The 18,324-nt window shown below is 71.3% G+C and carries 15 protein-coding genes and 1 pseudogene; 4 read left to right on the top strand and 12 right to left on the bottom strand.

Features of this window, described 5'->3' with window-relative positions; translation table 11 throughout:
* Positions 1-43 precede the first annotated feature (43 nt).
* Positions 44-958, top strand: coding sequence for an arginase family protein (locus LO763_RS13170; protein ID WP_230602792.1), 915 nt, complete (start codon positions 44-46; stop codon positions 956-958).
* A gap of 6 nt (positions 959-964) precedes the next feature.
* Here LO763_RS13170 and LO763_RS13175 read toward each other — a convergent pair whose 3' ends face one another.
* Positions 965-1,252, bottom strand: coding sequence for a YxzC family protein (locus LO763_RS13175; protein ID WP_230602793.1), 288 nt, complete (start codon positions 1,250-1,252; stop codon positions 965-967).
* A gap of 243 nt (positions 1,253-1,495) precedes the next feature.
* On the opposite strand from LO763_RS13175, the pseudogene LO763_RS29830 reads away from it, so the two are divergent.
* Positions 1,496-2,650: pseudogene (locus tag LO763_RS29830) on the top strand (RtcB family protein); the annotation flags it as partial.
* Positions 2,651-3,345: 695 nt separating this feature from the next.
* Here LO763_RS29830 and LO763_RS13185 read toward each other — a convergent pair.
* Positions 3,346-3,942 (bottom strand): TetR/AcrR family transcriptional regulator, encoded by a 597-nt coding sequence (locus LO763_RS13185; RefSeq protein WP_230602797.1) that lies wholly within the window; start codon positions 3,940-3,942, stop codon positions 3,346-3,348.
* A gap of 197 nt (positions 3,943-4,139) precedes the next feature.
* On the opposite strand from LO763_RS13185, the gene LO763_RS13190 reads away from it, so the two are divergent.
* Positions 4,140-5,681: an MDR family MFS transporter gene (locus tag LO763_RS13190; RefSeq protein WP_439650293.1), complete on the top strand. Its 1,542-nt coding sequence runs from the start codon at positions 4,140-4,142 to the stop codon at positions 5,679-5,681.
* An 83-nt stretch (positions 5,682-5,764) separates the two neighbouring features.
* Here LO763_RS13190 and LO763_RS13195 read toward each other — a convergent pair whose 3' ends face one another.
* The 10 genes from LO763_RS13195 to LO763_RS13240 all read right to left on the bottom strand — a co-directional run bounded on the left by LO763_RS13195 (position 5,765) and on the right by LO763_RS13240 (position 13,224).
* On the bottom strand, positions 5,765-6,931 hold the full coding sequence (locus LO763_RS13195; RefSeq protein ID WP_230602801.1) for a WXG100 family type VII secretion target: 1,167 nt from the start codon (positions 6,929-6,931) through the stop codon (positions 5,765-5,767).
* Positions 6,928-7,254: a type VII secretion target gene (locus tag LO763_RS13200; RefSeq protein WP_230602803.1), complete on the bottom strand. Its 327-nt coding sequence runs from the start codon at positions 7,252-7,254 to the stop codon at positions 6,928-6,930. The genes LO763_RS13195 and LO763_RS13200 overlap by 4 nt, the downstream gene beginning before the upstream one ends.
* Positions 7,255-7,256: 2 nt before the next feature.
* Positions 7,257-7,640: a YbaB/EbfC family nucleoid-associated protein gene (locus tag LO763_RS13205; RefSeq protein WP_230602805.1), complete on the bottom strand. Its 384-nt coding sequence runs from the start codon at positions 7,638-7,640 to the stop codon at positions 7,257-7,259.
* Between the two features lie 42 nt (positions 7,641-7,682).
* Complete coding sequence (locus LO763_RS13210) at positions 7,683-8,966, bottom strand: hypothetical protein (RefSeq protein ID WP_230602807.1); 1,284 nt, start codon at positions 8,964-8,966, stop codon at positions 7,683-7,685.
* A gap of 47 nt (positions 8,967-9,013) precedes the next feature.
* Positions 9,014-9,430: a hypothetical protein gene (locus tag LO763_RS13215; protein ID WP_230602809.1), complete on the bottom strand. Its 417-nt coding sequence runs from the start codon at positions 9,428-9,430 to the stop codon at positions 9,014-9,016.
* Positions 9,431-9,503: 73 nt separating this feature from the next.
* Positions 9,504-11,081: a polyamine aminopropyltransferase gene (locus LO763_RS13220; RefSeq protein WP_230602811.1), complete on the bottom strand. Its 1,578-nt coding sequence runs from the start codon at positions 11,079-11,081 to the stop codon at positions 9,504-9,506.
* Positions 11,082-11,092: 11 nt separating this feature from the next.
* The gene (locus tag LO763_RS13225) at positions 11,093-11,536 is read right to left on the bottom strand and encodes a DUF350 domain-containing protein (RefSeq protein WP_230602817.1); all 444 of its coding nucleotides are present in this window, start codon (positions 11,534-11,536) and stop codon (positions 11,093-11,095) included.
* A 36-nt stretch (positions 11,537-11,572) separates the two neighbouring features.
* On the bottom strand, positions 11,573-12,037 hold the full coding sequence (locus tag LO763_RS13230) for a DUF4247 domain-containing protein (protein ID WP_230602820.1): 465 nt from the start codon (positions 12,035-12,037) through the stop codon (positions 11,573-11,575).
* A 34-nt stretch (positions 12,038-12,071) separates the two neighbouring features.
* A complete protein-coding gene (locus LO763_RS13235; protein ID WP_230602822.1) occupies positions 12,072-12,566 on the bottom strand; it encodes a DUF2617 family protein in 495 nt (164 codons plus the stop codon).
* A gap of 46 nt (positions 12,567-12,612) precedes the next feature.
* Positions 12,613-13,224, bottom strand: a complete 612-nt coding sequence (locus LO763_RS13240; protein WP_230602824.1) for a DUF4178 domain-containing protein — start codon at positions 13,222-13,224, stop codon at positions 12,613-12,615.
* A gap of 175 nt (positions 13,225-13,399) precedes the next feature.
* Here LO763_RS13240 and LO763_RS13245 point away from each other — a divergent pair, with 175 nt between their 5' ends.
* Complete coding sequence (locus LO763_RS13245; protein WP_230602826.1) at positions 13,400-18,241, top strand: NAD-glutamate dehydrogenase; 4,842 nt, start codon at positions 13,400-13,402, stop codon at positions 18,239-18,241.
* Positions 18,242-18,324 lie beyond the last annotated feature (83 nt).

The following is an 18,324-nucleotide window of genomic DNA, read 5'->3' on the forward strand; positions in this document are numbered from 1 at the left end:
TGTGTCAAGCTAGCGTGGCCGGTCCGGGGTGGGGAGGTGAGCGTTGCCAGCGACTCGATCGAGGCGCATAGCGGTGCTCGACGCGCCCTCCAACCTGGGGCTGCGCCCGCCCACCCCCCACACCGTCCCCGGCTGCGCCAAGGCCCCCGGCGCCCTGCGCGACCACCGGCTGCTCTCGCGCCTCAACGCCGTCGACGCCGGCTGCCTCACGCCCCCGCGCTTCGACGCCTCCCCCTGGCGCCCCGGCGACGGCGTCGGCCAGGCCGAGGCCATCGCCGAGTACACCCGCCGCCTCGCCGACCGGGTCGAGCGGCTCTGGCAGGAGCGGCGCTTCCCGCTCGTCCTCGGCGGCGACTGCTCGGTCCTCCTGGGCCCGGCCCTCGCGGCCCGGCGCCGCACCGAACGCGACCGCCAGCCCCGCGGCCTGGTCTTCATCGACGCCCACTCCGACTTCCGCCACCCCGGGAACTCCCAGTACGTCGGCGCGGCCGCCGCCGAGGAGCTCGCGCTGGCGACCGGCCGCGGCCAGCCCGACCTGACCGACATCGGCGGCCTGCGGCCCTATGTGGACATCGATCATCTCGTGATGCTCGGGCTGCGCTCCGACGACCCGCACCGGGTCGAGCTGGAGGCCACCGGGATCGCGGTGCGGACCGTCCCGGCCCTGCGCGCGGGCGGCGTGGGCCGCAGCGCCGAGTGGGCCCTGGACGCGGTCGGCGAGGTGGCGACGTTCTGGCTCCACGTGGACGTGGACGTGCTCGACCCCTCGGTGATGCCCGCGGTCGACGGCCCGGCCCCGGGCGGCATCTCGCTGGGGGAGCTGAGCCAGATCGTGACGACCTGCGCCGCGGACGACCGCTGCGCGGGCATGGACCTCACGGTCTTCGACCCCGACTACGACCCCGACGGCGAGTACGCCAAGGCCCTCGCCGACCTCCTGGTCGAGGCCCTCCAGTAGCCGCGGCTACCGGGCCTTGGCCCGCCACTTGTCGAACGCCTCCTGGAGCGCCTCCACGGAGTGGACGTAGGTGCCGCGGCCGCCGTGGCGCAGCGAGGTGCCGCCCGGTTCGGCCCGCACCAGGTCCACGCCGTGCAGGTGCAGCAGGGCCGAGCGGACCACGGGGTCGCCGATCTCGCCGTCGCGCTCCTCGACCCAGGGGCGCGCCCAGGCGTGGGCCTCCTCGCGGGTGGTCTCGCCGGCGATGACCTTGCGCCACTGCCCGGCGACGGCGTCGCGGTCGGGTGCTGCCATGACCAGTCCTTCCGGTCTCCGTGCGCGATCCGCCGCTGGAGGACCGCGCCATTCCATGTCCCGACCACCGTAACCCGTCCTCCCGTCCCGCCGGGCCGGTTGCGGGCGGACGGCGCCGCCGGCCCGCCGGCGTTCGACGCGGACCCGGCTTTAAATGTGTTGATGACCGCCCCTCGGCCATAGGAACATTGACACCGCAACTCGGCCGGTTGTCCACAATGTTCCCTCCGGAAGGAGCCCCCAATGTCCTTCACCGACCTCAAGTCAGGCGCGGCTCCGATCCGCCTGTGGGGCGACGTCGACTCGGTCGAACCGCAGGCCCGCGGTCAGCTGGGCAACATCGCCAGGCTGCCCTGGGTCCACGGTGTGGCCGTCATGCCCGACGTGCATTACGGCATCGGCGCCACGGTCGGCTCGGTCATCGCCATGCGCGGCGCGGTGTCGCCCGCCGCGGTCGGCGTCGACATCGGCTGCGGCATGACCGCGCAGCGGACCTCCCTGACCGCCGAGGACCTGCCCGACGATCTCGGGCGGCTCCGCTCGGCGATCGAGGCCGCGATCCCGGCGGGCCAGGCGATGCACAAGAGCTCGGTCGACACGGGGCACCTCAAGACCGGCCTGCACGGCTGGCACGGGTTCTGGTCCGGCTTCGACGGCCTCGCTCCCCAGGTGGCCCGCCGCACCGAGGCGAAGGCGATGAAGCAGCTCGGCACCCTGGGCGGCGGCAACCACTTCATCGAGATATGTCTATCTGACGATGGACAGGTCTGGCTCATGCTGCACTCCGGTTCCCGCTACGTCGGCAACGCCCTGGCCCAGCACCACATCGAGAAGGCCAAGGGCCTGCCGCACAACGCCGACCTGCCGGATCCCGACCTCGCGGTGTTCGTCGCCGACACGCCCCAGATGGAGGCGTACCGGCGCGACCTGTTCTGGGCCCAGGAGTACGCCCGGCGCAACCGGGCCGTCATGATGGCGCTGCTGCGCCAAGTGGTGAAGAAGCGGTTTCCCAAGGCCCGCTTCGAGGACGAGATCTCCGTGCACCACAACTACGTGGCCGAGGAGACCCATGACGGCCAGGAGCTCCTGGTCACCCGGAAGGGCGCGATCCGCGCCGGGCTGGGGGACATGGGGGTCATTCCGGGGTCGATGGGCGCCTCGAGCTTCATCGTGCGGGGCCTCGGCAACGCCGACGCCTACGAGTCGGCCTCCCACGGGGCGGGCCGGAAGATGAGCCGGAGCGCGGCGCGCAAGCGCTTCACCGCCGAGGACCTCATCGCCCAGACCGAGGGTGTCGAGTGCCGCAAGGACGCGGGCGTCGTCGACGAGATCCCCGCGGCCTACAAGGACATCGAGGAAGTGATGGCCGCCCAGTCCGACCTCGTCGAGATCACGGCCCGCCCCGAAAACCGGTGTCGCTCCGCGGGCCGGGTCCGTATGCTCCCGCGTGTGGAATTCGACGAACTGCGCGGCCTGACCCACCGCGAGGCGGCGGGCGCGCTGCTCGCCGACGGGTGGGACGTCTGCGGCATCGGCGACTGGGCCTTCGTGTGGCGCTCCCCCGACGGCACCCGGGTCGCCCGGGTGTGCGCGTTCGAGCCCGCCTACGGGATCTTCGTCACCCTGTGCCGCAACCTCGACGGGCATCCGATGCTGCCCCGGATCGACTTCGACGCCCCGCTGCCCGGCGGCGGGCGGCTGACGGTGATGGAGGCGCTGCTCCCGGCCGAGGCCGCGGTGCGGGACGAGCTGACCGCCCGCTGGGAAGCCGGCGAGCCCTCCGACCCGGTCGCCGCGGTGCGCGCGGAGGCCGAGCGGCTGAATGCCGAGGCCGCGCTCGCGGTGCCGTTCTGGGGCGGGATCGACCGCAACCCCGGGAACGTCATGCGCCGCGTCGGCGGCGGCCCGGTGTTCGTGGACCTCTTCTTCGCGGAGGGCCTGGACATCTACCGGACCCTGCTGGAGGACCCCGAGGCCGTGGCCGCCGCGTTCCCGCCCGAGGAGCGGGCGTTCCTCTGCGAGATCGCGGCCGTCGTCCGCCGGTCCGAGCCCGAGGAGATCGCCGCGATCCGGGCGGCGGCCGACCGGATCCGCTAGTCGCGGGCCCTGATCAAGGGCATGACGATCTCGTCGAGCATCTCGGCGATGACCGATTCGGAGGCCGGGCGGCCCTTCATGAGGAAGTGCTGGGTCAGCATGCTCGGGGCGAGGTTCACGATGCGCGGATGGAGGGCCTCGGGCCGCACGGTGCCGTTCGCGATACCGGCTTCCAGGATCTTGGCGAAGACGCGGATGCGGGGCTGCTCGATCGCCTCGCGGACCTTCTCGGCCTCCTCCTCGTCGGAGGTGGGGCGCAGTTCGCCCACCCAGCCGCGCAGCACCTCGCCCCCGGGCCCGTTCTGGTTCTCCGCGATGCGGCGCATGACCCGCTCCATGTCGTCCCTGACGGCGCCGCTGGGCTCGAACGCGGTGTCGATCGCGGTCGCCTTGTAGCGGGCCGCGGCCCGGATCAGATGGGCCCGGTCGGGCCAGCGCTTGTACAGCGAGGCCTTCCCGGCCTTGGCGCGCGCCGCCACGGCCTCCATGCGGAGGTTGGCGTAGCCGACCTCGGCGAGCTCCTCCAGGGCGGCCTCGAAGATCGCGCGTTCGAGGTCGTCGCCGCGTCGGCGCCCCGCTGTGGACTCGGTCACCAGACTCCTTTCAATAGTGAACGATTCGTTCACTAAATGCTAGCGTGTAATACGAGACGCGTCGTTCACTGCAACCGCGTCCCGAACACCACCACGTCACCGGCCGCCGGGTCCGCCGTCCGTGCCCCCCGGTCTTCCTCCGCAACACCATAGGAGGCCGTCTCTTGACCGCCGCAACCGACGCCCCGCCAGCACCGATGACCCACCGCGAGGTCCTGCGAGCCCTGTCCGGGCTGCTCATGGTCCTCTTCGCGGCGATGGTCTCGTCCACGGTCGTCTCCGTCGCCCTCCCGCAGATCGTGGGCTCGCTCAAGGGGACGCAGTCGCAGTACACCTGGGTCGTCACCGCCACGCTCCTCGCGAGTACCGCCTCGACCCCCGTCTGGGGCAAGCTCGCCGACCTGTTCGACAAGAAGCGGCTGCTCCAGGTCGCCATCGTCATCTTCGCCGCCGCCTCGCTCGCGTGCGGCCTAGTGGAGAACACCGGGCAGCTCATCGCCCTCCGCGCCGTCCAGGGCCTCGGCATGGGCGCCCTCCAGGTGCTCGTGCAGGTCATCATCGGCGCCATGGTCAGCCCCAAGGAGCGCGGCCGCTACAACGGCTACCTCGGCGGCGTCATGGCCGTCTCGACCGTCGGCGGGCCGCTGCTCGGCGGCGCCATCACCGACACCGACTGGCTCGGCTGGGAGTGGTGCTTCTTCCTCGCCGTCCCGATCTGCGTGATCGCCTTCTTCATGCTCTCGCGCACCCTGCACCTGGCCGAGACCAAGAAGCCCGACACCAAGGTCGACTACGTCGGCGCGACCCTCATCGCCGCGGGCGTCAGCCTCCTGCTCCTGTGGGTCACCTTCGTCGGCAACGACTTCGACTGGATCTCCTGGCAGAGCGCCGCGATGGTCGCCGGCTCGGTCGTCCTCCTCGGCGCGGCCACCGTGGTCGAGAGCAAGGTCCGCGAGCCCGTCGTCCCGCTGCACGTCATCAAGCGCCGCGACCCGGCCCTGGCCGTCGTCGCGAGCCTCGCGGTCGGCATGGCCATGTTCGGCGGCGCGGTCTTCCTCGGCCAGTACTTCCAGATCTCGCGCGGCTTCTCGCCGACCGAGGCGGGCCTGCTGACCATCCCGATGATGTTCGGCGTCCTGGTCGCCTCGGCCGTGGCCGGGCGCCTCGTGTCGCAGTCGGGCAAGGTCAAGCCGTACATCCTCACGGGCACGCTGGTCCTCACCGCCGGCTTCGGGATGCTCGCGACCATCGACCACACCACGTCGCTGGTGTTCATGGGCGTCGGCATGTTCCTCGTCGGCACCGGCGTCGGCATGTCCATGCAGAACCTGGTCCTGGTCGTCCAGAACTCGGTGCCGCTGCGCGAGCTCGGCGCGGCCTCGGGCGCGATCACGTTCTTCCGCTCGCTGGGCGGGACGATCGGCGTCTCGGTCCTCGGCGCGGTCCTGGCCAACCAGGTCGCCGACAAGATCGCCTCCGGCCTGGCGGCCCTCGGCATCGACGCGGGCGCGGGCGGCGGCGCCGGCGACCTCGACCTGGAGGCCATGCCCGGCCCGGTCGCCGAGGTCGTGCGGGCCGCCTACGGCGACGCCACCGGCCACCTGTTCATGATCTCGGCCTGCATCGCGGTCGCCGGGTTCCTCGCGGCCCTGTTCCTCAGCCCCGTGGAGCTGCGGGAGACCGTGGACCTGCCCGAGCAGATCGCCCTGGGCGAGGAGACCGTCCTCGGGGCGAAGTAGACCGACGAGAACGGGCCCGGGCGCTATATGCGCCCGGGCCCAGTCTCGTCGCGGTCCGGTCCTCCGCCGGAGCGGTGTCCCGGTCAGGTCCTGCCGTCGATGTCGTCGCGGGTGTCGTCCTCGACGCCCTCGCCGCCCTCGGCCGCGATGTCGTTGTTCTTCCCGCCGCCGAGCAGGCCCCGCAGCCCCGTCGCACCGAGGCCGCCCGCCTGCTCGGCCAGGTCGCCGACGCCGGTGCCGTTCGAGCCCGGGCCGTTCCACAGGCCCGCGACGTCGTCGTAGGCGCCGCGGGTCCCGGGCATGACGTCCTGCGGGCCGCCGACCCGGCCGTAGCCGGGGACGTACGGCTGCGGCAGGTACGTGGAGGAGTCGAAGTCGAACGCCTTGCCGTTGAGGACCGGGAACCGGTCGGCGAGCTTCTCGAACGGCAGGTTGATCGTCTTGAGCTGGTTGGCCATGCCGCCGGCGATCTCGTCGGCCAGTTCCGAGACCTTGCGGACCATGGCGCCGAACGCGTTGTCCGCGTTCTTGATCTTCCCCAGCACCTTCGCGACCTGCGCGAGCCCCTTGGAGACCTTCGTGCCGATCTTCGCCGACGCCTCGAAGGCGCTGGTGATCGTCATCGCGATGCCGGTGCCGATCGACCCGCCGAAGGTCCAGGCCGCGTTGGCGAGGGCCGCCAGGCCGATCATGATCGCGCGTGAGACGAAGTCGCAGATGATCTCGAGGACGATCGCCTTGAGCGTCGAGCAGAGCAGGCCGAGGACCATGTAGCACGAGGACACCGCCTGGGCGGCGGAGCCGGCCGAGGCGATCGTCTCGGCGAACCCGTTCCCGACCTCGCGGTAGGCGTCGGCCGCCTCGCCCTTCCAGTGCTCGATCTCGGCCAGCAGGTCCGGGATCGAACCGGCCGCGCCGTCGAGGCTCCCGGCGATGTTCGACCAGGTCTGGGTGAGCGCGGAGATCGCGTTCGGGTCGCCGGTGAACCACTCCAGGGGCTCGCGCAGGAAGCTCACGTGCTCGATGATGAAGCCCACCCCGGCCATGATGAGCTCTTTGAACGGGTTGAGCGCGAACGCGAGGACGTCCAGTCCGGCCACGACGCCGTCGATGGCGAAGGACATGGGGTCGAAGTCCTCGCTGCCGGCCTTCGAGAGGTCGGTGCCGACGTTGTACAGGCTCTCGACGATGCGGCCGCCGCCGACGACGCTGGGGCCCGAGTTCTCGACGACCAGGGGGTTGTCGCTCATCCGAGTTCCTCCGCGAGTTTGTCGAAATCGTCCGCCGCGGCCTGGTCCACGCCCGCGTAGCAGGCCGACACGCCCTCCAGGGCCGTCTTCAGTGCGTCGTTGAAGGCCTTCGCCGCCGCGAGCGAGTCCTTCGCGTTCGCGGTCACCACGCTCATCACCGGCCAGGCGAGGGGGCTGATGAGCAGCCCGTAGCTCTCGTTGAGGCCGGCGCCCTCGGTCTGCGCGGCCGCGTCCTGGCACTGCTCCAGGACGCCGCCGACGACGTTCGCGAAGTTGGCCCCGTGCTGGGCGACGGTCTCGGGTTCGACTTCCACGTCCGCCATGCTCAGCCTCCGTACCGCTGTCGGGCGTCGCGGTAGACGCTCATCGTCTCGGCGTCGGCGCCGAGGACCCGTTCCATGACCGCGTCCATCTGCTCGCCGGACTGCTCCGCGGCACGCCGGTAGGTGTCGAGGATCAGCGTCCGGAGCGTCTCGGCGTGCAGGTGGCGGACCTCGCGGTCGAGCTGGAGGTCTTCCAGCCCGCCGGAGACGTTGACGGTGACGGTGACCTCGCCCTCGTCGGAGACGGCGGTGGACTTCGCCTCGCTCATGGCCTGCTGGAGGTCTTGGGCCTTGTCACGCATCGCGCTGGTTCGGCGCTGGAAGTCCTGTAGGTATCCTTCCGGGTCGTCGAAGATCGACGGTCGTTGAAGTGGAGTGTCACTCATGCGTCACACTATAGGTGAGGCGTCCAACGCTTCCGCAGATGTTCATCCGGTGTTCGGTGTCACGCTATGCCGCATTCGCGGATCAGTCTGCCCGTCAAGGGGTTCGGTCTCCAGTCGGCGCCCGCGGAACGCCGGCAGCCGGCCTTCGACCAGGTGCGTCCCGAGCGCGGCCGCGAACCCGGTGGCTCGGTAGCGCGCCCGGTCGGCGCCGGTGCGCTGGACGACGCGGGCGTCGAGCCTGCCGTGGACGTACCAGCCGGGGGCGACGTCGACCGTGCCCTGCCAGGTCGCGCGTCGGCCTCCGCCGTCCCCCTCCGGATCGGGCGTCGAGCGCGGGACCGACACTTCGATCCGGTGCGCCCCCTCGGCCAGCGGTATCCACCACCGGCCCCAGTCGAGTCCGACCGCGGCGCCGTCGATCGCGACGGTCGGCGGGGGCATCCACGGGCGCCGCTCCAGCGGGCCGGGCTCGCCCGAGTACTGCATCCACAGCCAGTCGATCGCCGCGTCCGCCTCGATCCGCTGCCAGACGACCTCCCAGGTCAGGTCCAGGAGCAGGCCGCCGGTCCCGGGGTCGACCGGTCCGATGCGGTCGGCGTGGAGGGCCAGGGGCCGTGCCGGGACCGCGCCCGGGACCGGAATCCGGGCCGCCTCGGCCTGGAAGCGCAGGTGCCGTTTGGTGAGCCGCATCGAACCGAGGTGCCGCACGGCCATGACCGCGAACAGCGCGAGGGCGAGGGCGGTGAAGACGCCGTAGCCGACCGTCCGTCCGGTACCGGTGCCGAGCAGGCCCGGGGCGAGCGCCCCCAGGAGGCAGCCGGGCACGGCGAGCAGCAGCAGCGCCCCGGCGAACGCCGCGGGGAGGTACCACACGATGGTCCAGTACCGGACCGTCTCGGCGAACCGCTCGGGCGCGAGCGGCAGGCCCGCGACCGGCGTCCACGCCCGGTCGGGGTGCGCCTCCAGGGCGGTGACGCGCCCGGCGGCGACGTCGGCGGTCCACCATCCCGCGAAGCCCCCCGCCTGCACCGAGACGCGGTGCGCCCCGGGCGGCAGCCGCACCCAGACCGTCCCCACCCCCTGCGCGACGGGCCGCGCGTCGACCAGCAGCACCGGGGTGCCGGGCACGGGGTACCGCAGCACCTCGCCGGGCCCGGGGCCGCGGCCGCGGGCGCTGCCCTCGCCTTCGGCCCGCGCCGCCGAGTGGAGCGCGACCTCCAGGACGCCCTCGCCCGGCCCGATCCGGTCGGGCCGCTTCCCGGTGACCACCGGGTACGGGGACTCGGGGGAGGCCGAGACCTGGGGCTGGAACTCCCGGTTCGCCATGTCCGCTCAACTCCTCGTCGGTGCGGGCCGCTCGCCCGCCGTTCGCGTCAGGCCTGGTACTGCGGCAGGACCGAGAGCAGGCGGGCCAGCTCGTTCTTGTTCACGCCGAACATGCCGACCTTCTTCTGCGCGCCGTTCGGCAGCGCCCGCATGACCTTGGCCTGCGCCGGGTCGAAGTAGATCCGCTCGCCCTTGGGGGCACCGTAGGTGCGCACCTGGAAGCCCAGGGGCGAGAACAGGCCCAGCTCCCCGGTCGCGGTGTCGTAGCTGCAGTAGGGCCTGGAGAGCGTCAGGATGCCCATGACCAGGAAGAGCGGGCCGAGGACGAGGTAGAAGCTGACGGCGCCGACGAGGAGGGCGAGCAGGGCCAGCAGGAGGAAGAGGGCACCGAGGACGATGTACAGCACCGAGAGTCCGGTGGCGAGTCTGACGGTGACGACGTGGGGGTTCTGTTGGGCGTTCACTTGTGTTCCTAGCGGTCAGGGGGGTGATGGGCGCCAGGATAGCGCAGCGGTGCCGCCCCGGTGCCGCCCGCGGTCAGTAGTTCTGCCACTCCGACTCGACCAGTTCGAGGATGATCGGGTGCATCAGGGTCGAGGGCTCCATGGGCGTCTCGGCCCGGTCGGGCGGGAACACCTGGGCCGCTTCGATCAGCTCCGGCGTGAGCGACCGGAACGGCCCCACCGAGGTGTCCAGGCCCAGTTCGGGCGCCTCGCCGTCCGCCCGCACCAGGTGGAAGCCCCAGTCGCCGAAGCTCGGCACCGACACCCAGTACGGGGTCGGCTCGTACCCCGCGGACTCGAGGGTGGCGTTGATCGTCCAGTACGTCTTGGGCGCGAAGTACGGCGAGCCGCTCTGCACCACCATCCGGCCGGTCGCGTTCAGGTGGTCGCCGGCGAGCGTGTAGAACTCCGTCGAGTACAGCTTCGCGGTCTCGGTCGCGTCCGGGTCGGGCATGTCCACGATGATCGCGTCCCACGCGCCGGTCTGCTGCCGCAGCCACGTGAACGCGTCCTCGTTGACCACCTCGACCCGGGGGTCGTTCATCGAGTCCCCGTTGAGCGCCACGAGGTCGTCGAAGCCGCGGGCCAGGTCGGTCACCGCGCCGTCGAGGTCCACGAGCGTCACCGACGCGATGTCGGGGTAGCGCAGGATCTCCCGCACCGCGAGGCCGTCGCCGCCGCCGAGGACCAGGACGTCCTCGTGCGGGCCGTCCATGGCCGGGTGCACCAGCGCCTCGTGGTACCGGTACTCGTCCACCGACGAGAACTGGAGGTCCCCGTTGAGGTACAGGCGCAGGTCCCGCTCCCCGAACGGCGAGGCGTTCTCGGTCATCACGATCTGCTGGTACTGGCTGTCCTCGCTGTAGACGATCGGCGCCGCGTACAGGGCCTGCCGCGCGCTCGCCTCGAACCGGTCCGTGTACAGGAACGCCGCGACCAGGAGCACCGCCGTCCCGGCCGCCACGAGCGTCAGCAGCTGCTTCGCGGTCTTCGAGAGGTCCCCGCGGAACAGGATGCAGATCAGCAGCACGCCCGCCACCGCGTTCACCGCGCCCACGATCAGCGCGCCCTGGATCTGCCCGAAGAACGGCAGCAGCACGAACGGGAACGCCAGGCCGCCGATCAGCCCGCCCAGGTAGTCCGCCGCGTTCAGGTCGGCGACGGCCGCGCCCGCGGCCTGCTCCCGGATGCGCTGGAGCAGCTCCATCAGCAGCGGGATCTCGGCGCCGATGAGCAGCCCGATGGCGGCCGCGACGACCACCAGCGGCAGCGAGTACAGGTCCGTCCACGCGAACGCCGCGTACAGCAGCATCACGCTGAAGCCGCCCAGCAGCGCCAGGGCCAGCTCCACGACCGCGAACGACAGGGCCGGCCAGCGGCGCAGCGGCTTCGCCGCCAGCGCCCCCAGCCCCATCGCGAACACCATGACCGCCAGCACGATCGACGCCTGCTTGGCGGTGTTCCCGACCAGGTAGGCGCCCAGGGTGATGAGCGCCAGCTCGTACACGAGCCCGCACGCCGAGACCGCGAACGCGGTCGCGAGCAGGCCGAAGCGCGCCAGGCGGACCCGGCGCGCCGTCAACGTCTTCTGAGGGGCGGCCTCGGCCGTCAAGACGGGGCCCGCTACGACAGCGCCATCGCGATGACCCCGCCCAGGGCGAGGTGCATCGCGGCGTTGACCCACACGGCCGGCTGGAGCTCGTCGGCGGTGACGATGTCGCCGAGCTTCCCGGGCGTGAGCCAGTCGAGGACGAGGAACGCGATCGCCATCGCGCCCAGCCCGATGACGCCGAACACGAACGTCGAGACGACGCCCTTGAGGATGCCGCCGTCGGAGGCCCAGATCGCGCCGACCACGATCAGGCCCACGCCGAGCACGTTCGAGACCAGCAGGATCGCGGCGTTCTTGTTGCGCTCGGTCCAGATCAGCTCGCCGAGCTTGCCGGGGGTGAGCCAGTCGGTGACCAGGTAGCCGAGCACCATGAGGGCGATGCCGACGACGGTGTACGCGACGGCGCCGATGAGCGCGCCGGTGAAGTCGGCGTCGACGAAGTCTTGGAAGTTCATTGGGCGTGTGCCTTTCGGATTCGCGGGACTGACGCGCTACTTGCCGGAGCCGGGGCCGCCGCCGCGGAACGGCGAGGGCGGGGACGAGGACCATCCCCACAGGAGGAACACCGAGGAGTAGTGGTTGTAGCCGCTGCGGTAGTCGTGCAGCAGGATCTTCGAACCGCCGTTGTAGGGCGAGACGGCGACGATGTGCTTGGAGTACTGGAGGTAGTAGACGCCGCCGGAGGACCGCTCCTGCCTCGCCTCGGCCTCGTCGTCGATCTGGTCGGCCACGGTCGCGGGGGACAGGCTCGAGGTGTAGGCCCGGCCGCCGCCCTCGTCGAGGTTCGAGGCCCGCTGGTAGTGGCTCTGGATCGTCCCGGTGGGGTTGGAGAAGTTGGAGTTCATCAGGAACACGCCGCCGCAGCACAGGGCGACCACCACGGCGATCGCCGTCCAGTGCTTCCAGTTCAGGCCTCGCGAGGCGGGTCTCGGCGGGGGCTGGTGCTCATCGCTCATCGGTCGTCCTCGGTCGTCTTCTCGGGGGATCGGTTCAGCTTACGGATGCGACGCTGCTGGTGGTGGTCACGACCTCGCCGTACTGCGGGTAGGCGTGCACCGTCCGCCACGTCAGCGGCGCGGTCCCGGTGACCTCCAGGGCCGTCACGGCGTCCGGGTCGGCCCCGAACACCCCGACCAGCAGGTCCGGCTCCCCGGTGCGCAGCACGGCCCGGTCCCTCAGGGTACGGACCCGCCGCCGCAGTTCGGGGACGGCGAGGGTCTCGACGGTGCACTCGTAGCGGTGCCGCCAGGCGCCGACGCGCTGGCTGAACGACTCGGGCAGGTCCGGTCCCAGGCTCGACCGGTACGCGAGGGTCTCGGCGATGAGCCCGTCGGGGGTGGCGACCACGGCCTGGTGGCTGGCGCCCAGCAGCCGCAGCGACAGCCTGAGGGGGCCGGCGTCGCGGTCCATCCGGTCCAGGACCGGCATCGACGGCGCGTCGGGTCGGAAGGTGAGCGAGGCGGCCGAGACGTCGGCGAACGGCACCTCGATATGCGCTAGCAGGATCGGCTCCGGGGGATCGCAGGGGTGTTCAGGCGTCGTCGCCCTGGTGGTAGATCGTGATCTGGCCCCGGTCGAGGGTCAGGCCCTTGGCGAGCTCCCACTTGCCGCCGTCGCCAAAGCGCTCGAACGACAGCTTCTGCCCGTCGGGGCCCGCGTAGTCGTGGTAGCGGACGGTGCCGGTGGGCGCCAGTCCCGTGGTGGCCTCGCTCACGTAGTTCGCGGTGCCCTTCTCGTCCGACCGGAACGAGACGCCCTCGTGACTAAGCTCACGCGGGCCGGGCTGGAGGTCCGAGTCGGTGATCTCCTCCCACAGCACCACCTCCAGGTCGGGGTCGGCCTCGACCGAGAGCCAGCGCTTCACGCCCGTCCCGGTGTCCAGGAAATGCTCCGACCAGCGGTAGTCGCCCTCCGACAGGCGCAGGGACCCGCGCACGGCGAGGGTCTTGCCGTACAGCTCCACCAGGTCGGCGGCCTTCAGGCGCTTCGGGTCGCCGCGCAGCACGTCGGTGTCGGCGTCGGCGAACGGGTCGACCGGGCCGGGGCGGGCGGGCGCTTCGTCCTCGCGGTTGCTCCTGCGCCACAGCCACCAGCCGACGGCGACGGCGGCGGCGATCAGGAGGATGATGACCAAGGTCGTCATGTGGGTGCCTTCGCTCAAGGGGGGTGGGTGATCACGGTTTCGGTTCCGTGTCTCACTGTACCGCCGCGTCGCCGACAGTGGTGTAACCCCTGCGACGCCTGTCAACCCTAGGATCTAGCCTGGAGACGGCTCACGACGAGGTGGGCCGAACGTGCATCGGACTGGAGATCGAGACGTGTTGGCGTTCATCGGCGACGAAGAGTTCCGCGAGACCCTCCCCGACCGGGAGGAACTGCTGACCGAGGCGGCCGGCCTGGCCGGACCCGACACATCGCTGGCGAGGCTGGTCGAGCTCTACTGGAGCCTGGTGTCCGACGACGACCTCGTCGGCCGCAGCGCCCAGCAGCTCCTGGAGACCACCGCCCACCACCGTCGCATGGCCGAGACCCGCGCCCCCGGCGAAGTCGTCCTCGAACTGGACTGCCCCGAGGACGCCGACGGCCCCGACGCCGCCGCCTCCACCCGGGTCGACCTCGTCTGCGACGACTCCCCGTTCCTCGTCGACTCGCTCACCGGCCTGTTCAACCGGTACAACATCGACATCTCGGTGTTCGTCCACCCGATCGTCCCGGTCCGCCGCGACGACGACGGCACCCTCGCCGAGGCCCCCGCCGAAGGCGGCCGCGCCGAGTCCTGGATGCACATCGAGACCCAGCGGGTCGCCGACAAGGACTTCCAGGCCAAGCTCAAAGCGGAGATCCTCGAAGTCCTCTCCGACGTGAGCGTCTGCGTCGCCGACTGGCAGGCCATGCGCGGCAAGGCCCTCGAGATCGCCGACGACCTCGACGGCCAACCGCTCCCCGTCCCCCCCAAGGACATCGACGACACCGTCGAACTCCTGCGCTGGCTCGCCGACGACAAGTTCACGTTCCTCGGCTTCCGCCGGTACCGGCTCACCGGCGACGGCCCCGACCAGGCGCTCACCCCCGACGCCGACAGCGGCCTGGGCCTGCTGCGCAAGGCCCCCGCCGTCCCGCGCCCCATCAGCTCGTTCAACACCGACGCCCGCTCCCAGATCGACGCCAAGCGCCTCCTGGTCATCACCAAGTCCAACGCCCGCTCCACCGTCCACCGCACGTCCTTCATGGACTACATCGGCGTGAAGACCTTCGACGCGGACGGCGAACCCGACGGCGAACTGCGCTTCCTCGGCCTGTTCACCTCCACCGCCTACCTCTCCAGCGTCACCGAGCTGCCCGTGGTCCGCCGCAAGGTCGAGGACGTGCTCGCCCGCTCCGGCGTCACCCTCTCCTCCCACTCCGGCAAGGACCTCGTCACCGCCCTCGAGACCTACCCGCGCGACGAGCTCTTCCAGGCCCGCACCGACGACCTGTACACCACCGCCATGGGCGTGCTCCGCCTCGCCGGACGCCGCCGCCTGCGCCTGTTCGCGCGCCGCGACGTCTACGGCCGCTTCTACTCCTGCCTCGTCTACCTGCCCCGCGACCGGTACAACACCGAGAACCGCGAGAAGATCGAGGCGATCCTCCAGCGCCGCCTCCACGGCGTCGACGTCAGCTACGACGCCCGCGTCACCGAGTCGGTGCTCGCCCGCCTCCACTTCGTCGTCCGCATCGACCCCTACGCCGAGCACGACCCCGTCGACCTCGAGTCGATCCAGTCCGAACTCGCCGACGCGACCCGCTCCTGGGACGCCGACCTCGTCTTCCAGCTCGACCATCACATCGGCGAAGGCCAGGCCCGCACCCTCGCCAAGGCGTACGCCCACGCCTACCCCGCCGCGTACAAGGCCGAGCACTCGCCCATGGACGCCGCCAAGGACATCGCGAAACTGGAGATGCTCCACGACGGCGACGACATGGAACTCCAACTGTTCCGCCGCGGCGGCGACGACACCGACGTCCGGTTCAAGATCTACTCCTTCGGCCGGCCCGTGATCCTCTCCGACGCGCTCCCGGTGCTCAAAAACCTCGGCGTCCGCGTCGCCGAAGAACGCCCCTACCAGATCAAACGCGCCGACGGCACGATCCACCTCAGCGACTTCGGGATCGAACTGCCCGGCGTGGCCGCCGAATCCGTACCCCAACTGCGGGTGCGATTCGAGAACGCCTTCCGAGCCGTCTGGGGCGGTGAGGCCGAATCCGACCGGCTCAACGAACTCGTCATCGCCGCCGGACTCACCTGGCGCCAGGTCGTGGTCCTGCGCGCCCTCGCCAAATACCTCCGCCAGTGCGGTTTCGTGTTCTCGCAGGACTTCATCGCCGCCACCCTCGGCTCCTACCCCGAGATCGCCGGGAACCTGGTGCGCCTGTTCGAGGCCCGCTTCGACCCGCGCGTCGGCGCCGACCGCGAGGCCGCCGTCGCCCGCATCGACGAGACCCTCGCGGCCGGCCTCGCCGAGGTCCCCAACCTCGACGCCGACCGGATCCTGCGCGCGTTCCTCACGCTCATCCGCTCCACCCTGCGCACCTCCTACTTCCAGCGCGGCGCCGCCGGCCGCCCCAAGGAGCACGTGTCGTTCAAGTTCGACGCCCGCTCGATCGACTTCCTCCCCAAGCCCCGCCCCGTGTTCGAGGTGTTCGTCTACTCCCCGCACTTCGAGGGCGTCCACATGCGCTACGGCAAGGTCGCCCGCGGCGGCCTGCGCTGGTCGGACCGGCGCGAGGACTTCCGCACCGAGATCCTCGGCCTCGTCAAGGCCCAGGAGGTCAAGAACACCGTCATCACCCCCGTCGGCGCCAAGGGCGGCTTCGTCCTCAAACGCGTCGACTTCGCCGACCGGGCCGCGTTCCAGGCCGAAGGCGTCGCCCGCTACCGCGAGTTCATCTCCGCCCTGCTGGACATCACCGACAACCGCGACGCCGACAACACCGTGGTCCCGCCGCCCAACGTGGTCCGCCACGACGGCGACGACCCCTACCTCGTCGTCGCCGCCGACAAGGGCACCGCGACCTTCTCCGACGTCGCCAACGCCGTCGCCGCCGAGTACGGGTTCTGGCTCGGCGACGCGTTCGCCTCCGGCGGCTCGGTCGGCTACGACCACAAGAAGATGGGCATCACCGCCCGCGGCGCCTGGGAGTCGGTCAAACGCCACTTCCGCGCCGAAGGCCTGGACACGCAGGCGCAGGAGTTCACCGTCGTCGGCATCGGCGACATGTCCGGCGACGTCTTCGGCAACGGCATGCTCCTGTCCGAGCACATCCGGCTCGTGGCCGCCTTCAACCACATGCACATCTTCATCGACCCCGACCCGGTCGCCGCCACCTCCATCGCCGAGCGCCGCCGCCTGTTCGACCTGCCCCGCTCCACCTGGGCCGACTACGACCCGACCCTCATCTCCGCCGGCGGCGGCGTGTGGGAACGCTCGGCGAAGTCCATCCCCGTCTCCGACGAGGCCCGCGCCGCCCTCGGCATCGGCGCCGACGTCAAGGACCTCACCCCGCCCGAACTCATCCGCGCCATCCTCACCGCCCCGGTCGACCTGCTGTGGAACGGCGGCATCGGCACCTACGTGAAGGCGGCGTCGCAGACCGACGCCGCCGCGGGGGACAAGGCCAACGACGCCGTCCGCGTCAACGGCGAGGACCTGCGCTGCCGCGTCGTCGGCGAAGGCGGCAACCTCGGCTTCACCCAGCTGGGCCGCATCGAGTACGCCCAGTCCGGCGGGCCCGAACGGACCGGCGGGCGCTGCGACACCGACTTCATCGACAACTCCGCCGGCGTCGACACCTCCGACCACGAGGTCAACATCAAGATCCTGCTCCGCTCCGCCGCCCTGGCCGGCCGCGTCGACCCCGGCAGCCGCGACCGGCTCTTCATGGACATGGCCGACGCGGTCGCCGACGCCGTCCTGGCCGACAACTACGGCCAGAACATGGCCCTCGCGAACGCCAGGCGCCTCAACCTCCGGCTCATGCCCGTCCACATCAGACTCATGAAGCACCTGGAGAAGACCGTCGGCCTCGACCGCGAGATCGAGGGCCTCCCCAGCGACAAGCAGCTCAAGGAGCGCAGCGCCGCCGGCGCCGCGCTCACCGAACCCGAGATGTCGGTCCTGCTGTCGTACGTGAAGATCTGGGCCAAGCGCGCCGTGCTCGACTCCGACCTGCCCGACGAGGAGTGGACCGCGCCGGTCCTGCGCGAGTACTTCCCCGCGCCGCTGCGCGAACCCTACGCCGACCTCATGGCCGACCACCCGCTGCGCCGCGAGATCGTCACGACCGCGGTCGTGGGCGAGGCCGTCAACCGCTGCGGGACGACGTTCCTGTTCCGCATCGCCGACGAGACCGGCGCCGACGTCGTGGACGTCGTCCGCGCCTTCGTGATCATCCGCGACGCCTTCGGACTGCCGGGCCTGTGGCGGCGCATCGAGGCCCTCGACAACCAGGTCCCGCAGGAGGCCCAGGTCGCGAGCATGCTCGTGATCCGGCGGCTCCTCGACCGCGGCGTCCGCTGGCTCGTGCAGCACCGGCGCGGCACGCTGGACGTGGCCGCCGAGATCGAGCGGCTGCGCCCCGGCCTGGCGGTGCTCCAGCCGAAACTGCCCGAGCTGCTGACCGACTCCGAGGCGGTCGGGTTCGAGCGGTTCTGCGACCAGCTCGAGGAGCAGGGGATGCCCGCCGAGGTCGCACGGGACGCCTCCGCGCCGATCTTCGGGTTCGGCCTGGTCGACGTGGTCGAGTGCGCGCGGATCCTGGACACCCCGCTCGGCGCGACCGCCGAGGTCTACTACGGGATCGCCGCCCGCGTGCACCTGGACGAGATCCTCAACCAGATCTCGGCCCTGCCCAGGACCAACCGCTGGCAGACCCTCGCGCGCTCGGCCCTGCGGTACGACCTGTACGGCGCGATGGCCGCGCTCACCGGCAGCGTGCTCGAGGCGAAACCGGGCACGGACCCCGCCGAGGCGGTCGACTCGTGGGCCGAGCGCAACGCCGCCGAGATCGACCGCATCCACGAGGCGACGGCCGAGGCCGAGCGGTCGGACGAGAAGCTCGCGGTCCTGTCGGTCGCGCTGCGCCAGATCCGCAGCCTGGTCGAGACCGACGGGGAGTGAACCGGTCCGGGGGCAGGGGTCGAGCCGAAGGGGCTCGTTCGCAGCGCCCCCGGAGCAACCACCCTGACATAGGGGTACGACAA

Origin of the sequence: Glycomyces amatae (assembly GCF_020991375.1) — a bacterium.
Classification (GTDB): Bacteria; Actinomycetota; Actinomycetes; order Mycobacteriales; family Micromonosporaceae; genus Glycomyces; species Glycomyces amatae.

Bases quoted from the DNA above. Each gene is read 5' to 3' on its own strand.
- LO763_RS13190 (WP_439650293.1), top strand. From the start codon at position 4,140: ATGACCCACCGCGAGGTCCTGCGAGCCCTGTCCGGGCTGCTCATGGTC.
- LO763_RS13210 (WP_230602807.1), bottom strand. From the start codon at position 8,966: ATGGCGAACCGGGAGTTCCAGCCCCAGGTCTCGGCCTCCCCCGAGTCC.
- LO763_RS13225 (WP_230602817.1), bottom strand. From the start codon at position 11,536: ATGAACTTCCAAGACTTCGTCGACGCCGACTTCACCGGCGCGCTCATC.
- LO763_RS13230 (WP_230602820.1), bottom strand. From the start codon at position 12,037: ATGAGCGATGAGCACCAGCCCCCGCCGAGACCCGCCTCGCGAGGCCTG.
- LO763_RS13240 (WP_230602824.1), bottom strand. From the start codon at position 13,224: ATGACGACCTTGGTCATCATCCTCCTGATCGCCGCCGCCGTCGCCGTC.
- LO763_RS13205 (WP_230602805.1), bottom strand. From the start codon at position 7,640: ATGAGTGACACTCCACTTCAACGACCGTCGATCTTCGACGACCCGGAA.
- LO763_RS13200 (WP_230602803.1), bottom strand. From the start codon at position 7,254: ATGGCGGACGTGGAAGTCGAACCCGAGACCGTCGCCCAGCACGGGGCC.
- LO763_RS13195 (WP_230602801.1), bottom strand. From the start codon at position 6,931: ATGAGCGACAACCCCCTGGTCGTCGAGAACTCGGGCCCCAGCGTCGTC.
- LO763_RS13175 (WP_230602793.1), bottom strand. From the start codon at position 1,252: ATGGCAGCACCCGACCGCGACGCCGTCGCCGGGCAGTGGCGCAAGGTC.